Source organism: Photorhabdus machadonis (assembly GCF_052657765.1).
On record NZ_CP199761.1, the window covers coordinates 105,781 to 125,240 of the forward strand.

At 43.2% G+C, this 19,460-nt stretch carries 13 protein-coding genes and 1 pseudogene; 10 read left to right on the top strand and 4 right to left on the bottom strand.

The window, feature by feature from the left end; translation table 11 throughout:
- Window positions 1-166 precede the first annotated feature (166 nt).
- Window positions 167-1,786, top strand: coding sequence for a phosphoenolpyruvate carboxykinase (ATP) (pckA, locus tag ACUN2T_RS00585; RefSeq protein WP_445495757.1), 1,620 nt, complete (start codon window positions 167-169; stop codon window positions 1,784-1,786).
- A 59-nt stretch (window positions 1,787-1,845) separates the two neighbouring features.
- Here the strand turns inward: pckA and ACUN2T_RS00590 are convergent, their stop codons facing one another.
- A complete protein-coding gene (locus ACUN2T_RS00590; protein ID WP_445495758.1) occupies window positions 1,846-2,541 on the bottom strand; it encodes a pirin family protein in 696 nt (231 codons plus the stop codon).
- An 817-nt stretch (window positions 2,542-3,358) separates the two neighbouring features.
- Between ACUN2T_RS00590 and ACUN2T_RS00595 the strand changes: the two genes are divergently transcribed.
- From ACUN2T_RS00595 to ACUN2T_RS00620, 6 genes are all read left to right on the top strand, one after another.
- On the top strand, window positions 3,359-3,511 hold the full coding sequence (locus tag ACUN2T_RS00595) for a hypothetical protein (protein WP_445495759.1): 153 nt from the start codon (window positions 3,359-3,361) through the stop codon (window positions 3,509-3,511).
- 952 nt (window positions 3,512-4,463) lie between these two features.
- Entirely contained in the window at window positions 4,464-7,733 is a 3,270-nt protein-coding gene (pulA, locus tag ACUN2T_RS00600) for a pullulanase-type alpha-1,6-glucosidase (RefSeq protein ID WP_445495760.1), read from the top strand.
- Between the two features lie 308 nt (window positions 7,734-8,041).
- A complete protein-coding gene (locus ACUN2T_RS00605; RefSeq protein ID WP_445495761.1) occupies window positions 8,042-9,502 on the top strand; it encodes a DUF3375 domain-containing protein in 1,461 nt (486 codons plus the stop codon).
- Between the two features lie 60 nt (window positions 9,503-9,562).
- On the top strand, window positions 9,563-10,471 hold the full coding sequence (locus tag ACUN2T_RS00610) for a DUF4194 domain-containing protein (protein ID WP_445495762.1): 909 nt from the start codon (window positions 9,563-9,565) through the stop codon (window positions 10,469-10,471).
- Window positions 10,464-13,862, top strand: coding sequence for an ATP-binding protein (locus ACUN2T_RS00615; RefSeq protein ID WP_445495763.1), 3,399 nt, complete (start codon window positions 10,464-10,466; stop codon window positions 13,860-13,862). The genes ACUN2T_RS00610 and ACUN2T_RS00615 overlap by 8 nt, the downstream gene beginning before the upstream one ends.
- Window positions 13,859-15,055: a DUF3322 domain-containing protein gene (locus ACUN2T_RS00620; RefSeq protein WP_445495764.1), complete on the top strand. Its 1,197-nt coding sequence runs from the start codon at window positions 13,859-13,861 to the stop codon at window positions 15,053-15,055. The genes ACUN2T_RS00615 and ACUN2T_RS00620 overlap by 4 nt, the downstream gene beginning before the upstream one ends.
- A gap of 36 nt (window positions 15,056-15,091) precedes the next feature.
- On the opposite strand, the gene cynR is transcribed toward ACUN2T_RS00620, so the two are convergent.
- Window positions 15,092-15,994: a transcriptional regulator CynR gene (gene cynR / locus ACUN2T_RS00625; RefSeq protein WP_445495765.1), complete on the bottom strand. Its 903-nt coding sequence runs from the start codon at window positions 15,992-15,994 to the stop codon at window positions 15,092-15,094.
- Between the two features lie 291 nt (window positions 15,995-16,285).
- Here cynR and cynS point away from each other — a divergent pair, with 291 nt between their 5' ends.
- Complete coding sequence (gene cynS / locus ACUN2T_RS00630; protein WP_445495766.1) at window positions 16,286-16,756, top strand: cyanase; 471 nt, start codon at window positions 16,286-16,288, stop codon at window positions 16,754-16,756.
- Between the two features lie 81 nt (window positions 16,757-16,837).
- On the opposite strand, the gene ACUN2T_RS00635 is transcribed toward cynS, so the two are convergent.
- Both ACUN2T_RS00635 and ACUN2T_RS00640 read right to left on the bottom strand, forming a co-directional pair.
- Window positions 16,838-17,230, bottom strand: a complete 393-nt coding sequence (locus tag ACUN2T_RS00635) for a hypothetical protein (RefSeq protein WP_445495767.1) — start codon at window positions 17,228-17,230, stop codon at window positions 16,838-16,840.
- A gap of 9 nt (window positions 17,231-17,239) precedes the next feature.
- Complete coding sequence (locus ACUN2T_RS00640) at window positions 17,240-17,440, bottom strand: hypothetical protein (protein WP_445495768.1); 201 nt, start codon at window positions 17,438-17,440, stop codon at window positions 17,240-17,242.
- 45 nt (window positions 17,441-17,485) lie between these two features.
- On the opposite strand from ACUN2T_RS00640, the pseudogene ACUN2T_RS00645 reads away from it, so the two are divergent.
- Window positions 17,486-17,659: pseudogene (locus tag ACUN2T_RS00645) on the top strand (IS982 family transposase); the annotation flags it as partial.
- 501 nt (window positions 17,660-18,160) lie between these two features.
- Window positions 18,161-19,330 carry an MFS transporter gene (locus tag ACUN2T_RS00650; protein ID WP_445495769.1) on the top strand — a complete coding sequence of 390 codons (1,170 nt, stop codon included), beginning with the start codon at window positions 18,161-18,163 and terminating at the stop codon, window positions 19,328-19,330.
- Window positions 19,331-19,460 lie beyond the last annotated feature (130 nt).

Consider the following 19,460-nt stretch of genomic DNA (forward strand, 5'->3'; position numbering starts at 1 on the left):
CAATATTCATAATATTCAAAGGCTTCTTTCGTGTTTTTCGTTTCAGATTACCCCTAAAAAAATGATAGGTTTTCAATTTTTTGATAACAATCGCTGTTAATTAATCATAACTATTTATTATTGCTCACAGAAAAAGTGTGACTATCCAGGACCCAGGAGCAATAACATGAGTGTTAAAGGCATTACCCCACAGGAACTCGCGGACTATGGAATCCATGATGTTAGTGAGATTGTTTATAACCCAAGCTATGAGCTGTTATTTTTAGAAGAAACCAAACCTTCACTGGAAGGTTATGAGAGTGGCACTTTGACCAACCTGGGCGCTGTGGCTGTCGATACGGGGATCTTCACTGGACGTTCCCCCAAGGATAAGTATATTGTCCGTGATGATATTACCCGTGACACCGTATGGTGGGCTGACCAGGGAAAAGGCAAGAATGATAACAAGCCATTACAACAGGAAACATGGACACATCTGAGAGGTCTGGTTACTCAACAGCTTTCAGGCAAACGTTTGTTTATTGTCGATGCTTTCTGTGGTGCGAATGCAGATACACGCCTAAAAGTCCGCTTTATTACAGAAGTTGCATGGCAGGCTCATTTCGTTAAGAACATGTTTATCCGTCCCTCAGATGAAGAATTGGCCGGATTCAAACCAGACTTTATTGTGATGAACGGTGCAAAATGCACTAACCCACAATGGCAAGAGCAGGGTTTGAATTCTGAAAACTTTGTTGCGTTCAACCTGACAGAGCGTATGCAGCTTATTGGTGGTACTTGGTACGGCGGTGAAATGAAGAAAGGGATGTTCTCAATGATGAACTACCTGCTGCCATTGAAAGGTATTGCTTCAATGCATTGTTCTGCCAACGTTGGTGAGAAGGGCGATGTTGCTGTTTTCTTCGGCTTATCAGGGACAGGTAAAACCACGCTTTCTACTGATCCAAAACGTAAGCTGATTGGTGACGATGAACATGGTTGGGATGATGACGGCGTATTCAACTTTGAAGGTGGTTGTTACGCGAAAACCATCAATCTATCCAAAGAAGCGGAACCTGATATCTACAATGCGATTAAACGTGATGCATTGCTGGAAAACGTGACTGTACTGGCAGATGGCACAGTTGATTTCAATGATGGTTCAAAAACTGAAAACACCCGTGTTTCTTATCCTATCTACCATATTGAAAACATTGTTAAACCGGTTTCCAAAGCAGGTCACGCGACCAAGGTGATTTTCCTGACGGCGGATGCGTTTGGCGTGCTGCCTCCGGTATCCCGTCTGACACCGGAGCAGACTCAATATCATTTCTTGTCTGGCTTCACAGCGAAACTGGCTGGTACAGAACGCGGTGTGACTGAACCCACACCAACGTTCTCTGCCTGTTTCGGAGCTGCCTTCCTCAGTCTGCATCCAACTCAATACGCGGAAGTCCTGGTGAAACGTATGCAGGCCGCAGGTGCCAAGGCTTATCTGGTGAACACGGGCTGGAATGGCACCGGTAAACGTATTTCTATTAAGGATACCCGCGGAATCATTGACGCCATCTTAAGTGGTGATATTGAGGAAGCTGACACCATTACATTACCTATCTTCGATCTGGCGGTTCCGACTGTGTTGCCTGGTGTTGATACCGATATTCTTGATCCACGTGATACTTACGCAGATAAATCTCAGTGGGAAGAGAAGGCGAAAGATTTAGCACATCGTTTTGTCGACAACTTTGATAAATACACGGATACCCTAGCAGGGGAAGCGTTAGTAAAAGCGGGCCCTAAACTGTAATTGTACGTTTCTTCTTGTATAAATAAACCTCATCCGTATGGGTGAGGTTTATTGGGGATTTATGCCGCAGGAAGGTCAAACAGCAGTATTTCACTATCATCACTGGCGTTAAGTTGCAGATGGGTCTCATCCCGGATCGCCAGACCATCGCTGGTGGTTGCTTGCACACCATTAACAGTTACTTTGCCACGTACCACTTGTATCCAGATATAACGGCCGTTTTCTGTAAGATATTCGGAAGTTTCATGATTTTTCAGTACCCAACGCCACAAGGTCATATCTTGGAAGACTTTTAGTGAGCTTTCCCGAGCATCGGGAGAGAGCACTAATTGGCGGCCTTGCACATCATCAAAACGGCGCTGTTCATAGCGTGGTGTCAAGCCGGATTTATCTGGAGCAATCCAGATTTGATACAGATGTAATTGGCGATCACTGTTCGGATTGAATTCTGAATGACGAATACCGGTACCTGCGCTCATAATTTGGAATTCACCGGCGGGTACTTGCTCTTTATTTCCCATACTGTCCTGATGTTCAACAGCCCCAGAAAGCACATAGGTGAGAATTTCCATGTCCTTATGTGGATGGGTACCAAAGCCTTGACCTGCTTCGATGAAATCTTCATTAATCACTTTCAGCGCTGAAAAATTCAAAAGATTGGCATCGTAATAGTTGGCAAATGAGAAAGTATGCCAGCTATCTAGCCAGCCATGATTAGCATGGCCGCGATCTGATGCTTTGCGTAAATAGATCATATTCAAATCTCCTCAATGGTTTTTACAGTCTAGTTGAGAAGAGATAACATAAAAGTCTAAAATCCTAACTTAATTGTTCAAATATTTTGAAATTATAGCAGCTGGATTGATCAATAAAAAAAAGCCAGCACCCGGCTGGCTAAAGTAAACACTGGAAGCAATGTGAGCAATGTCGTGCTTTCATCTTTACCCTGAAGGCGGTTCATCTGAAAGCGATACGAATGATAATAATTATCACTATCGATTGTAAAGAGTTTTTTCTGATAAAATGGGAATAAATGTAGAGTATTTCATCAACTATATGATAAATATTGATATTTTTATAGATGCGGAATAATGATTAAGAGAATGAGAACCATTTCACTTAGTCGATTGATTGAATGATTACCTAAATTATTCAGGAAATTTGACATGATGTTAAGCGTCTTAGCAAAAGCCACCATAATCCCTTGCTCAGTACCAGTTTGCTGAAAATTATTTTATTAGGGACTGAATGTGACCAAAAAACAAACAGGATTAAACTGGTATTGAAATTTAACATTAACGATGAGGGAGATGGAAGATATTGGCTTAATAGTACAAACAACAGTATCCGGTTATTGATTGATCTCAATATCCTTATGAAGAAATTATCATTATTGTCACAATTTCGATCGGTATAACTGGATTGGAATAACCGTCCATTGATTACACATGGGCCGGAGAAAGAGCAGCATTTTTGGAACTGAGAGAAAAAGCTGACCAGCCGTTTTCAGCCTTTTGTGCTTAAAGCCAGTAACAATCAACAATGGTTGCAACTGCCGTGGGATTATATAGCTTGTCTCAGTTTCTTGTGGGCGGTGATTATCTGTTTCGTTATATACCCGTTATCTTTCAAGTTGCCTCTTTATTGGCTGCACTCACTCACCCCGGTTACATCGTTATCTATGCTCCCGGGGATTCGCTCCCTTGCCGCCGCGATGCATCTTGAAATCCATAGGGTATATTGATATAGAAAATATAGAATTTAGGTTTAATACCTTCCATAATCGTATCTCTGAACAAAGACAATAATTAACATTAAATTATTGTCTCTAATTGGTTTTATTCATGGTTAATTTTTTGTATTTGGCTGAATTTATATTTGGAAATAACGATTTCATAAGTACATGTTTTCTAATCGAAAGTGTGGATGATTAATTCGGTTAGCTCTATAGATATATCTTTTGGTGATTGTTTTATAGTGTAAAAATAGAGTTATTTCTACGACTTATATCCTGTCACATAAGTCTTTTAATAATATTTCAGACTGTGCGAAATTAGACATTAAGTAAATATAATCAAATAGTGTCACGGTCTACGATAAGTACGGTAATAGTGGTATTATTAGTTTTTCTTAAGAAAGTGATGGAAATATAATGAAAATCTAAAACGGATCTGTATTGAGTTAGATGATAAGATTATTAATTGAATTTTTGTTCAGCCAGACTGATGTTGCGAGCTAATATAACACCAGCCTAGCCTTTTTTTGATTACGGAGTCATGACTCCATAATTGGAATGTAAGTATAAATGGATGTCAAAGGGCAGATTTACATGAAATGTCATTTTTTAATGAAGGGCGGATTCGACTAATAAGTGCTTTTTTGCAGAAACAATAAAGTCTGTGAAGATATATGAAATGACAATCGATATGCCCGATGTTATTTTGGATCTATAGTGGATGGAATAATACAAATAAACTCACGTGCTTTATGTAATAAAAAATTATTACATCATTAATCGTGCGCTATATCACGAAAAAGCATCTCCTCCTGATTCCTCCTCCCTATCAGTATCAAAATTAGGAGGATGCTGCTTTATCTGAGACGTTATTTAATATTTCCAATTTAATTCATTCGCAATAATATCGTCGATAACTTCTTACTATTAAAAGGTCTGATTATGGTAGTTCACTTATTGAAAAAGGCTTACTCGGCCATATTAAGCGGTTCATTCGTTTTGCTGGCAGGCTGTGATAACAGTGGTTCTTTACCTAATCCGCCTAAAGAGCCGATAGCACATCTCCCTATCAAAATACCGGATGAAGCCGCCCGTGCCGGCGATCTTCAGGCCGTTATCCACTTGGTGGACATTGATAAATTAAGTCAACGCGATCCGACAACAAACCGTGATTACAGTACCAATACCCTCTACCTATGGAACGATGAAAGCTGTGATGCCCTGGCTTCTCCCTCATTGAGCTGGAATGATTTCAGTGCAATTCCTACAGGCAGCGATAGTTATGGCCCTTATTGGGTTGTGCCGTTAAACAAAAACGAGGGCTGTATTAATTTTATCGTGCGTGATGGCAACAACACTAAATTGATCGACCGTGACCTGAAAATTTCTTTCTCTGATTTCAGTAATCGTACTATCTCGATAGTACCGGGGAGTCATCAAATCTATGGCAGTCGTGAGGAAGCCTTTGAATCTGTATTCGGCGTCTCTCAGGCTTCGGCACACTGGGTTGATAACCAGACGCTATTGTGGGCAGGCGGTGCGGATAAGCCCTATGTCCGCTTATATCATAGCCGGAGCAAAGTCGTAGCCAATGACCAAGGAAACTTCACCGATAGCTATTTGGCATTAACACCGACCACCCTGAGCCAGAAAACGGCTGAGCGATTCCCTCATCTGGCGAAGTTAACAGCGTTCCGCCTGCCAGCAGACACGGATATCGAGATATTACTCGCCGGTGATCTGGTCGCGTTGGCGACCAATAAAGAAGGTTTGTTATTATCGGCGACTCAAGTACAAACTGCCGGCGTGCTGGATGACCGTTTTGCCGATACAGCTGATACGCTGGAATATGGTGCGCTGATCAACGATGCCGGTGTGACCTTCCGTTTGTGGGCGCCTACTGCTCAGAATGTCGGGTTGGTTATCTATAATGCAGATAAACAGGTTATCGGCAATCATGCAATGAACCGAGATCCTGCTAGTGGCGCTTGGTCATGGCAAGGAGATAAAGAACGGGTTGGTGCTTACTATCGCTATGCTCTAACGGTGTACCATCCTCATTCCCGCAATGTGGAGCACTATGAGGTCACCGATCCCTATTCTCACAGCCTGTCCACCAATTCGGAATACAGCCAGGTAATCAACCTGAATGATGAGGCACTGAAACCACAAAACTGGGATAGCTTGATCATGCCGCGTTCGCAAAGTACACTGGCAGACATTGCGCGCATGGCTATATATGAAGCTCATGTCCGTGATCTCTCCGTTGCAGATAGCACGGTGCCAGAAGCTTGGCGTGGTAAATATCTGGCTCTGACCGCTAGCAACAGCGATATGTTCAAGCATCTTAAGGCATTGAGTCAGGCTGGAGTCACTCATATGGAGCTGTTGCCGGTATTTGATTTGGCTTCCGTTAATGAATTCAGTGGCCAAGTAGCTGATCTTAATCACCCATTCAGTCGCTTATGTCAGGTCAACCCTATGGTGAGAAAGAGTCGCTTTGCTGATTACTGTCATAGTTCACAAACCGTAGGTGAAGTGTTACAGGAATTGCTGAGTGGTGACAATGCCGATAACCCACAGGTACAAGAGTTGAATGCAATGATTGCCGAAACTGACTCCTACAACTGGGGCTATGATCCGTTCCATTATTCAGTACCGGAAGGTTCTTATGCAACCGATGCGGAAGGTTCGGTGCGTATAAAAGAGTTTCGCGCCATGATTCAGGCCATCAAGCAGCAATTAGGCATGAATGTGGTCATGGATGTAGCATACAACCACACCAATGCGGCGGGTCCAACAGACAGATCTTCCGTGTTGGATAAGATAGTCCCTTGGTACTATCATCGCCTGAATGAAATCAGTGGTAACGTTGAATCCAACACCTGTTGTCACGATACGGCACCAGAGCACCGCATGTTTGCTAAGCTAATCGAAGACTCATTGGTTACTTGGGTTAAGGATTATAAGATCGACGCGTTCCGATTTGACTTAATGGGCTTTCATCCCAAGGCACAGATGTTATCGGCGCTGGCAAAAGTGCGCGCGATTAACCCATCGGTCTACTTCTTTGGTGAAGGCTGGAATTCCGGGCAGGGCGACCGTTTCGAAATCGCTTCACAGATTAATCTTAAGGGTACTGGGATTGGTACTTTCTCTGATCGACTGCGTGATGCGGTACAGGGTGGTGGGCCGTTCGATTCCGCTGACAGCATTCGTATTAACCAGGGCGTGGGTAATGGTGCCGGAACGTTACCTAACGAACAGACTTGGTTAAATGCTAACGAAGTGCGTCATCTGGCGGATCTGGTACGTTTGGGTATGGCGGGCAATCTGGCTGATTTCGTGTTGATCGATAAAGATGGGGCGGTGAAAACCGGCAGAGAAATTGATTACAAAGGGGCGATAGCCGGTTATGCTGCTGATCCAATTGAGGTAATCAATTATGTATCTAAACACGATAACCAAACGTTATGGGACATAATCAGCTACAAAGCTGCACATGAGGCGGATCTGGCAACCAGGGTTCGCATGCAGGCAATATCCCTCTCTACTACATTCCTTGGGCAGGGACTGGCTTTCGCTCAACATGGATCGGAACTATTACGTTCTAAGTCTTTTACCCGTGATTCCTATAATGCCGGCGATTGGTTTAACCGTGTCAGTTACACTTACCAAGACAACAATTATGATGTTGGCATGCCGGGCCTGCGTGATGATGGTGAAAATTACGCATTGATTGAACGAGTGAAAAATGTAGCGGATAAACCAGGCCAAACTGAGTTATTGCAGATGACTGCTTTTTATCAGGAACTGTTGCGCCTACGTCAATTTTCACCACTGATGACGCTCGGTGATGGTGCATCGGTTAAGCAACGTGTTGATTTCCATAACATTGGGCTGCATCAGCAGCTTGGGCTGTTCGTGATGACTATAGATGACGGTTCTGCTACCAGTGATGACCACGATTTGCGGTTCGACGGCCTTGTTGTGATGATCAATGCAGCACCACATACGGCTACAGTGAGAGAGCTTAAGGTCAGAGGATTGAAGTTGAACGATATTCAAAGCGAACTGGGCAGCACCTCGCTGGCGGCCGGTATCAGAATAGCAGAAGATGGCGCGGTCACGTTGCCGGCTTGGTCGGTAGCGGTGCTAGTTTTACCACAGGATGGCGTTCGTGGTACTGGCTTACCTGTCCGTAGGAAGTAACACGGAATTTTCTACTGTTTGCATTGGGGCGGTTTGTCCAGACTGCCCATCTTTAGCTCGAAAGGGTACTCCTACCGCTTTCTTCGCAAAATGGATGGTTTTTATCAGTTTAATTCTCCCGCTGGTCACCGCATTTAATCGTTTTAAGAGTCAATAGTAGGCGTTGACATAATAAAAAATATGATGATATGGTTTTTATTTGATTGTGAATTATACAAAATTCTTGCTGGTGGCTTTTTGGAAAGAGTGGTGACGGGCCAGTACTCATTTAATCGCTTTTTACTCATAATCACACAGAGGGAGGCAAGTTGAACTTCCAAGGATTACAGGCAAAGTACCGCCGTCTATTTCAGGAAAGTGCTGCCTGGAAATTATTAAGAGCAGATAATTCCCCTTTAATTTTGGCATTTTTGGGGGAGTTGTTTTCGGAAGATAGTGAAGTCCCTTTTAGTCGTGCCCGCGTGTCACTTGATGCGGAGCTGGTACGCTGTCGTGAACTTGGTCTTTGGGAAACGGAAACGGGTGCTGGCACTTATCTCAATAAATGGATTCGGGAAGGCTGGTTGCGTGAGATGGATGACACATTAACTAAAACGGATGCCAGTGAAATTGCGCTCCGTTTTAGTCAGGGACTTGATGAGCGCAGTTCAGGAACCACTGCGTCTCATCTTCGAATTGTTCAGGAAGCGGTCAGGGACTTTGCGGTGGCGATTAGCCCAAATGTCGATGAGCGTGTCACGCTTTTGGAAGATAGAAAATCCGAAATTCAGAGAGAGATAGATGCCCTGAAGGCAGGCATTGTAACCGAACTGACCGAGGTTGATCAGCGGGAAAGAATTCGTGAGATCTACCAGTTGGCTTCTGTTTTAACGGGTGATTTCCGCCGTGTTGAAGATGAAATTCGTCGGTTGGATCAGGAAATTCGTATTCAAATTATTGAGGGCGACTCCACCAGAGGAGATGTCCTTCTTGCTGTTTTAGAAAAAGAAGCGCTGCTGGCTAAAACGGATGCTGGTAGTGCATTTGAAAGCTTTTTTGATTTGTTATGTGATCAAAATAGAACTATGGAGCTACGGGATCAGCTTCGAAGCATTTTAAATCGCCCGGTCGCAGAACACTTAAGTCCCCCGCAGCGGCAATTCTTAAGTCAGCTTATGCGAGAATTGAGCCGTGAGAGTGACAGAGTTTTTCAAATCAGACGAAGAACGGAAGAGAGCTTGCGTGCTTACATAGAGAGTGGGACTGCTCAAGAAAATCGTGCTGTTGATAGATTGCTTGGTCAATTGGAACGACTTGCTGTTGAATTGAAGAATTCAGGCTGTGATTTGCAAACGACAACTACGTTGTCACTGCCCGTTGGGGCGGCAAGTATTAGCTCTCCCGAAAGCATGCTCCTTAAATCACCCGATGAAAAGCTGGATACCTCAGGTGTTGAAGAGCAATTTAACTCTCGAGAACCGAGTATACAGATGCTGGATTGCCTTGATGCTGTTCAAATCCGATTGATCGCTGAGAGGACGTTAGAAACGTTAAAAGAGTTTGGTCCAATGACGATTGCATCTATTGCACATTATCACCCGCTTAATTCAGGGTTGGAGGAGTTAGTTGCTTATTTGCGGGTTGCGAAATCTGTCGGGGCTGCATTATTGGAAGAGAAGGAGTCAATTGAAATTATTGACAAACAGGGCGTTAGCTTGCGGGCGTCTATCCCCACTTTTCTTTTGAGTGCCGACCTGTTTCCAGACAGTTTGGATGAATTGGTCCTGTAATGATGAATAGCGTCATGGTGAATAGAAAGTGGCTGTAGATCTCATGGTGTGAGGGTTGGAATGCGTAAAGATAAAAAGTTGAATAAAGATAATGGTACCCCTGCAACCCTCGGGAAGTCTGATTCAGATCCTCAGAAAGAGCAGCAAACAGGGTTCTTCGATCAGTTGATAAAACATCATACTCAATCAGGGTATAACCCGCTTACAGGCACATCTGCTGTTGAATCTGATGTCGCCACCAATAAAAGCTCATCCGTTGAAGTTGATGATGTGTTAGTCAGTGATCACTCTGAAAGTTCAAATAGTGGTATGCCACCGGATGCGCGTCGGGTGCTGGTTAGCTTGCTGCGTCAGGGCGTTATCTTATCTTCGCAGAAAGCTAAGTTGTTTGAATCGCTTTGTCGATACCAATGTGCTGTACGCAAACATCTGTCAGAAGTCTATTTGAAGCTGGTTTTAGATGAGAAAGCGGGTGTCGCCTTTATAGCCGGTTTTCAAAATGCGGAAGATACCGAATCATTGGGTATAGATGATGAAGAGGTTGTCTCTCTGATTAGCCGAAGGACGCTCTCTTTATACGATACGCTGCTGCTGTTAGTGCTGCGCAAACACTACCAGGATCGGGAAACGTCAGGTGAGCAAAAGATTATCATTGATATCGAGCGTATAGAATCCCATCTGACACCGTTTTTACCGCTGACAAACAGTACTAAATCTGACCGAAGAAAACTCAAGGGGGCTCTTGAGAAAATGGTGACGAAAAAAATATTGAGTTCGGTGCGGGGAAGTGAGGATCGCTTCGAGATTACACCGGTGATCCGCTACGTAGTCAGTGCTGAATTTCTCGAAAGTATGCTGAATGAATACCTGAAAATGGCGGATGAGAAGGGTATTGAGCTAAATAAAAACGGCAGCAACGCTGTTGATTATCAAGACGAAGAGGAGGAAACAGGAGATGAACATGACTGATCACACTCTTTCGGCTGATTCATTATTTCATGTTGGTCAAATCAGATTAGCTGAACTTTCAGTTTATAACTGGGGGTCATTTAACGGCTTGCATACCGCATTGATCGATCCTATGGGAACTTTGGTCACTGGGGATAACGGCGCGGGAAAATCGACGTTTATTGATGGCCTTATGGCTTTGCTCCTTCCTGCCGGAAAGGCAACCTTTAATGTGGCTGCGGCGCAGGGTGATCGTTCTGACCGAACTTTACTTTCTTATATGCGTGGCAGTTTTGGATCTGCCCATGATGGCGCGGGTACGAGAGTCAGAAGTAAGCGTGAATCTGGGGTGGTCACTGGGCTTAGAGCGTTATATCAGGGTGATGATGGCTCAAAAATCACTCTTGCGGCACTTTTCTGGATCACTAAATCGACGAATGTGTTGGCGGATGTGACACGAGTTTATGTTGTTGCTAAAAGAGATCTGACTCTTAAGGAAATGCTTAATGCCTTTGGGGAAGGTAATGCCCGGGCATTCAAGCAATGGCTTCGTGATGACCCGGCGATTACGTGCTGTGATGATAATTTTTCCGATTATCAGGAGTTGTACCGAAAGCTTCTGTATATGGACAATAAAAACGCGCCTGCACTGTTGTCGCGGGCGTTGGGCCTGAAAAAAATTGATGATTTAACTGGGTTGATTCGTGAGTTGGTACTTGAACCGAGTACAGTCAAAGATGATGCCAAAAAGGTAGTGGAAGAGTTTGCTGATCTGGTGGCAATTCATAGTCAATTAGTGGATGCAAGAGCGCAACAGGTGCACTTATCTAGGTTACCTGAACTCAGCGCAATTATCGAAAAAACGACGAAAGAATTTGAGGAATTAACGGCCGAAAAAAACAGTCTCCCGGTCTACTTTGGGGAAATCTTCGCACAATTGTGGAGTGAGAAAATTGCCGATATTGAGGCTGAACTTGAAGCACTATCCCTCAAAATTAAGCAAGCGGAAGGGCAGAAAGTCGATGCGGATAAGCTGGTTGAACGAAGACATGAGGAATATCTTCAGTTTGGCGGGGATAAAATAGAGTCGCTTCGAAAGGAAATGGGTCATACCCAAGATCAATTGAATCGGGTGGTTCGTATTTCATCGCAATATCAAACTCATGCCAAAGATCTGGCTCTCCCTGTTGTCTTAGAGGAGCCTGTATTTCTCAAAAATCAATCCGAAGCATCAGCCAGGCTTGCCAGTATTCAGCGTGACGAAGAAGAGTATCAGGATAGGTTTGCCACCATCAGTGCCAAATTCAGTGAGTTGCAAGCAAATATCCATGATATCTCTCAGGAAATTCAGGAAATCGAGGCAAGGCCGGATTCTAATATTGATGTGAAATATCAGCAACTGCGGGATGAACTGGTTAACTCCTTAGAATTAAGTAAAGACCAATGTGTATTTATCGGTGAGCTGATCGACGTCGAAGATCATGAAAAGATATGGCAAGGCGCGATAGAGAGGGCGTTGGGCGGGTTACGAACAACACTGGCTGTGCCACACCATTGTTATTCGATGGTGACTCGTTGGTTAAACGCCCGGCATACGGGTTTACATGTACGCGTTCAAGTTGTGAATGATGCTGCGACTCACCTGGGTCAATCGGTGGAGTTTAAGCCTGATGGTTATCTAAGGAAATTGGTATGGCGCACTCACCCTTATCGGGAGTGGCTCAAGCATCACTTGCAGAGATTTGACCTGCAATGTGTTTCGAATACGGAAGAATTGGATCAAACCCCGTTTTCGATGACACAGCAGGGATTAATGCACATGGATAAGGGTCGCTTTGAGAAAAAAGATCAGCACCGGATAGATGATAGAAGACGCTGGTGTCTGGGCTTTTCAAACAAATCACGTTTAGCCATTCTTAATAACGATAAAAAAGATTTAGGCTTGAAACTGGAGGAAACCGGAAAAAAGGTGAGCCAGGCCCGTCAGGATTTGAATTCTGTTTCTGATCGTAAAATACTTTGGGAGAAGCTCCAAAGTTATCGCTGGGATGATATTAATGCTCCTTACTGGCATGAAAAGCTTTCTGATTTGCAGGCTGACCTTAAGGTGTTAGAACAGTCAGGCGGTGATCTTGATAAAGCCAGAGAACGTTGGGAATCGGCTAAAGAGCAATTGGCTCAAATTCAATCGGCATTAAATCAACTCAACTCTGATTCTGGTGGCGTTAAAAATACGCTGAGAAATGCACAAGAAGAGTGGAACAAAGCGCGGGCAAAAGCGGAGAAGGGATTACCTGATTCAGCCAGACAGTTACTTGCGATTCGGGTTGGCGTGCTTAATACAAACGATTTAAGCCGGATGGCTGAATTGGTGTCGAAAGTTGAAGAAGATTTGGATCGCCTATTAGATTCTAGCCGGAACAATAAAGACAGAGCGGAAAGATCAGCCATCAGCATTATGGTTTCGTTTAGGTCTAACGATAAATGGCAAGTCTTCACGGTTGACTGGCAAAGTGATATTGGCAGCTTACCTGATTATCTTAATCATTTACAGCAACTGGAAGAGGAAGGGCTTCCCAACCTTGTGGAGCAGTTTATTGAACGTTTGAATAAGCATGCAACGCAGTCGCTGGCGCGGATTAAAACTAAGCTTGAATCTGAACGGGAAGATATCCTTGAGCGGATTGACATTATTAACCGGGTCCTCAAGCGTACAGAGTTTCGATCAGGTACACATTTAAAGCTGGGTTCAAAGAGGGAGAAATTCCCGCATGTTAATGAGTTTGAACAGCATCTGCGTAAGGTGCTCAGTCAGGTAACCAGTGATGACCATGAAGCACGGTTTCGTCAGTTGGCTAAGGTAGTTGAGATCCTTGGGAAAGCGAGTGCGCCAGGCTCCTCAAATACATTGGAAAGTTTAAGGCTGCTTGATCCCCGTTATCAGATGTCATTTTATGCCGAAGAGCTGGATATCAATACGGGTGAGATCCGTGATGTATTGGAGTCATCCAGTGGAAAGTCTGGAGGAGAAAAGGAGTCATTCGCGGCGACTATTGTCGCGGCAAGTTTGGCCTACGTTTTAACGCCGGTTGGCTATGATCGGCCTGTTTACTGTACTGTTTTTCTGGATGAAGCATTCTCTAATACGGCCGAAACAGTCAGCCGGCGTGTGCTCCGGGTGTTTAGGGAATTGCATATTCACGTTAATTTGATTACGCCTTATAAAAACCTGAATTTGGCGAGAGAATCGGCCCGCTCGTTGCTCATTGCAGAAAGAGACCAGGAAAACCACGATAGCCATTTATGTGAAGTCACTTGGGAAGAAATTGACCGAAGAATAGGGGAAGAGAAGGAGAAAACGTTAGCTGCCGAGGCTTCTGGTTTAGGTATCGAACTTGAGAAACTGGTATGAAAAGAGAGCAGAATGGGGTGCGTTGGGGGTTATTACCGGCGCAGGTTAACAGCCTCATTAGGCAACGTGAGTGGGATAATCTTTCCTCACTAAAGGCCCGGTTACTGGGCATCAAAGCATTCCCTGTCCGTATTGGCTTAAAACCCCCCAGAGGCAGTTCTGCCATATCAGATGTGGTTCATTTTCAGCGGTTTGTTGATGCGTGGAAATCATTTCCTTATCAAGATCATGTGGAGTGGTCTTCCAAAAATTTCCGGGCGTTGTCTGAGCAGCGAATCCCGACTTTTGTTGTCATTGAATCGATGCAACATTTGATTCAATTTTTAGGGAATGATGCCCTTTCCCGCAGTAAGTTGTGGGAAAGAAATATGAAGCCATTCTTGCGGATTGATAAAGATCTCTATCCTGCATTGGTTAAATGTATAGATATTGTGGAAAAACTCTCTCTGAGAGATGCGGAATTATTGGCAAAGCTGCTCCCACAATTAAAGCAAGGCTTGGGGGAAGGGCAATATTTAAGAGCATTACCCCTCATTGGTATTGATACTAAGTTTCTTGAGAACCACCAAATCCTGATCGAAGAGCTGACCGATGTGATGCACAAAGGTGCCATTTCAGCATTTGGTGGTTTGACTGCTTGGTTGGGTTGTTTAACAAATCCCAAGGGCTGGTTAACCATCAGACCGCTTTGTCATACTGCGATGGCGGCGTTTGGTGGAATTCCGATACTTCAAATACCGGGTGAATTACTTAAACAGTACGAACTGCCAGCATCGAATATATTAGTCGTCGAAAACTTACAGTCTGGTTTGGCGTTACCCGACATGCCTGACACCGTAGCGGTAATAGGAGGAGGGAAAAACGTTGCCTGGATGGATGCGGCATGGTTGAGAGGCAAGTGTGTAGGGTATTGGGGAGATATTGATACCTGGGGCTTGTCTATTCTCAGTGACGCCAGAGACAAGTTTGTGGATATTAAATCCCTAATGATGGATGTTGAAACCGTTAAAGTTCATGAAGATAGAATGGTTCCTGAACCAAATCCAGTTGAATCCAATCCTTCATTGCTAAATGAAGATGAAGCAAGGTTGTTTAATGATCTCATCTCTGGCCGGTTCCAGTCTTCACGTTTAGAGCAGGAACGTCTTTCATCTGATTACATTAGAAACAAACTTATAGATTGGCTGTCCTAATTCGGAAGCCACCAAGCGCACGGTGTTTTCTGTTTATCAGAAATTATCACTTTCTTGGTGTACATCGAAACGGTGCGTGATCAGATTGGCAAACGCCTGACTTGCAGCGCTTCGATATGCGCCGCTGCGCCACAATAGCACCGCATTGCGCTGCGGCAATGGAGGTTGAATGGCAATGGAATAGAGCCCGGCCTGCTCGTGGGCTATGACATCAGGTAACAAAGTCGCGAGCCGTCCCCGGCGGACAATCTCTACGATTGCGCTGATTGAGTTAGCCTCAATTGCGATGCGCGGCGTGATCCCCTGTTTCTGGCAGTACAAATCAATATGGCTTCGCGTTGCAAAGTCTTTGCTTAATAGCACTAATCCTTCATGTTCCAGCATCTTCGCTGTCAATGATGTTTGTTGACCGATGAATCGATGCGATTGACCAATGATCAGGCTGAGTGTTTCGATGAACAATGGCTCGCTATCAATGTCAGGGGATCGTACCTCAGAGAACGCGATGCCGAGATCGAGCTGGTTCTCTGCTAAAGCTGCTTCTATCTGATCTTGCGTCATTTCCTTGATATTCAACGCAATTCCCGGATGGCATGCGTTGAAACGCTCTACCCAATGGCCGATGAAGTAAGTCGTGAAGGTGGGTGTCATTGCCAGCCTGAGCAACCCACGGCTTAAATCCTGTACATCGTGAATTGCACGCTGCCCAGCATCCAGATCTTGCAATGCACGGCGGGCATAACTTGTGTATACCTCGCCTGCGTCGGTGAGTCGTACACTCCTTCCCGATCGGTCGAATAACTGCACATGCAGTGATTCCTCAAGTTGCCTGATTTGTTGCGATAGGGTCGGCTGAGAGACGTGAAGTTCCTCTGCGGCGCGAGTGAAGTTCTGATGTTCGGCAACTGCCAGCAGATAACGAATGTGTCGTAGCAGCATGTTAATTAACTATTTGAAAGTAATATGGAAATAATGACAGGCCGATCGTTGAAACTATAGAAAAATTTGCTCATTTGTCACCTGTCAGCTGTCTTATCGGCCACGATGGAGTGAAGATTATAAGGGCTTCTCGAGCGTGTCAACTATTGGTAAATACTATAGAGATGATAGTAATCCGATCTTTGACGCTATAGATAAATTCGTTCATTCTTCATCCATCAGTATGTTTCTGCAACGCAATTCATGTTTCACCACGGCATTTAATAGCCGATTAATCCAAAGGAAATCATTATGACACAATCTCAATATTCCCAAACACCCCGCCAGATCCTTACCGATGCTATCATCGACGCCAAAACACGCAAGAATTTGACGTTTGAGGATATCGCACAAGGAACGGGCCTGAGTCTGGCATTCGTCACTGCTGCACTGCTCGGCCAGCATCCATTGCCTGCCGACGCGGCGAGAATAGTGGTTGACCGGCTTGAACTTGATGAGAATGCTTTCCTTCTGCTGCAAACTATCCCTGTGCGCGGTAGTATCCCCGGAGGTGTACCGACTGATCCGACTATTTATCGATTCTACGAAATGGTGCAAGTTTACGGTTCAACGTTAAAGGCGCTGGTCCATGAGCAGTTTGGTGATGGCATTATCAGTGCGATAGACTTCAAACTTGATATCAAAAAGGTTGATGACCCTAATGGCGGTTCCCGTGCTGTGATTACCCTCGACGGGAAGTATTTGCCGACCAAACCATTCTAAAGCGATTGTTGGCATCGGCAAGGGAGATAAGCTCTCTCCCTTGCCGTCTCACAGAATGAATATCCAATTGCTGCTTAAAGCTTATGGATTAGTAATTTCGGTTGTCGTATGAGATAGATAAGGAGCAGGATCAAATTTGCTATTGTGCTGTCTGAAGGTGTGAGCAAAATCAGGCCATATCAGTGTTAAACGCTTATTTCTTGAATCACGGTACCCGCTTGTACAATTATCTCCAACCCATACTGTGCCATTAATCTGCTCTTGTAATTCGGTTACATAACGATGTTGAGCTTCGGGAGAAACCTCAAGTACGCAGTTGTTATTTTTCTTGCTGTATTCAATAGCACCGAGAATATACTCTATTTGAGACTCAATCATATAAATCATTGAGTTATGAGTAAGCGTCGCATTCGGTCCGTTGATAATAAATAGGTTTGGAAAACCTGTAACAGTGGTTGATGCGAAAGCTTCCATACCCTGGGCCTAGTGATCAGCAAGGCTGAGGCCATCACGGCCATGAACCAGGTGGGAATAAAGTGGCTGGGTGGTTTGAAAACCAGTACAGAAGATCAACACATCAAGTGGATAACTGTTGCCGGCCGCTGAAACTGCATTTTGCCCATTGGCGGGCAGGAATGACAGGCGTGTTTGTTTGATGGGAGCGGTATGAGTCGAGAGGCTCACGTACCGTTCTGCGAGAGGCTGCGGGGGCAGTTCCCGCGGCCTACTCAACCGATTAATGGGCAATTAAAAACCGTTTCTCAAATAGAGCATTCTCGCCATCGAAGTATAAAAGGATTTATGTTGACCGTTTTAGGCGGTTTGATTGCTTATTGTCTTAAATGGAAGAAGCCATCACTGAAAGTTTTCTATTCGGAAGACGATTTTTCAGTGACGGCTTAAACAGAATTCGGGTTAATGTAGTAACTTTATGTTACTATTAATTAACTATATTAAATAAAAGCAAAAAAATTAATATAGGATATATCAAATACAGAAAATATGAGTATTATTGATTAATGTGTTGATATGTAATGCATTTATTAATTCTGAATGTAAATAAATGTGTACAATGAGATTAATGCGAGAAAAATCATTCAATATTTCATGTGGTATATGCATGTATTTAAATGGTTTTTCAAATATAAGAATAAGGAATATTGCGAAGTTAGAAAAACATGAGTTGGCTCACAATAATAAAATTTTTACTTTAACAGATAATTTACATGAAGGTATATTTTTTCTTATATTTAACCTCCCTCGCGGGAAATAGTTTAATGTCAACCTAAACTTTGAAATGAGTAATTATGGATTACCAACCATTGGCTGGATAATATATTTTTTTACAAGCTAAGGGTAGGTGTAAATATATGTTTATACCTATCCTAATCTGGGTGATAACCGATGAAAAAGTACATTAGTATAGGTGTAAATGAACTTGATACTTATCTTGATTATGCTATTTTAAGCATCATAGCTATATATAGTCTGCATTCTACGCCATCCGAAATGGGAATATTAGGTGCTTGCTTCGCTATTCCATTTCTGGTGGCAAGTGGATTATTTGGCAAGCTGTTTGACAACGGGAGTATATTAAAATGGAGGATGCTGCTGTTCTTTATTAATGGCATTGTCATGCCTTTTTTATCTGTAGCTGATCCAATTATATTTCTTTATGTAATTACATTAATCAAGACAACCTGTCGGTGTGGTATTAGAATATCAAATACAAAATTGAATGTAGATGATAATGAATCTCAAAGATTTTATGAAATTTATGGATATATTACTAACTTTAGCAGGATAGCCATTCCATTATTTGTTGTTTATTTAAACACGTACTATGGGTTATGGCTTGTCCTGTCATTATCAATGATATTTAACTTAGTCGGCATGCTGACATCATACTTTGATAATACTTTTCGGTCTGATGCAAATAAAGGTATAAATTCTACTGCCGTAGAACGTTTCTCACTTATACAGCAATTGAAAAGTAAACCGGACTTATATTTACTTGTTTCGGCCTATACTTTGTCAAACTTAGCCTTTTTTCTTAGCAATGATATGCTTGGTATCTTCTTCGAGAAGATTGGACAAAGTGAAAGTAGCATAGGCTACATAATTTCACTTCTCGGGATCGGTGGCATAGTAGGAACGAAAATTTCTGGTTGGTTACTTAAAAGATTGTCAGCCAAGAATCTCCTGTTATTTTCCATTATGGTTAACTTTGTGGTCTTTTGGGGGTTTGGTTTTTTAGACGCAAAAACAAATCATTATGCTACATACTATTTATTAATTTTCCTGGTTGGTACGGCTTCTGGTGTGACATTTTTCGCAATCAGATACGGCGTAAGAAATATTATTGGTTTTGAACATGTAGGGAAAGCTACAGGAGGTATACAGAAAATTTCATCTGTAGTAGCAATTTTGATGCCAATTATTGGGGGGTATACTGCAAAACTTATTTCTATAGAATTTACTTTCAAATTAACAAGTATCCTGCTTGCAGTGATATTCCTGTATTTTTTATTTAAAAAGTATAAATTAACTGAGAAGAGGAATATGTATGTATAATTCAAATAAGCTTAGCGATATAGATTTTATCAATGCAAAACATTATGATTTGTACCCAGGGCGGGATTCTACTTTGCGCAAAAATCATCCAGTTAGCAGATATTGATAATTTCTCACATTCAATACGATT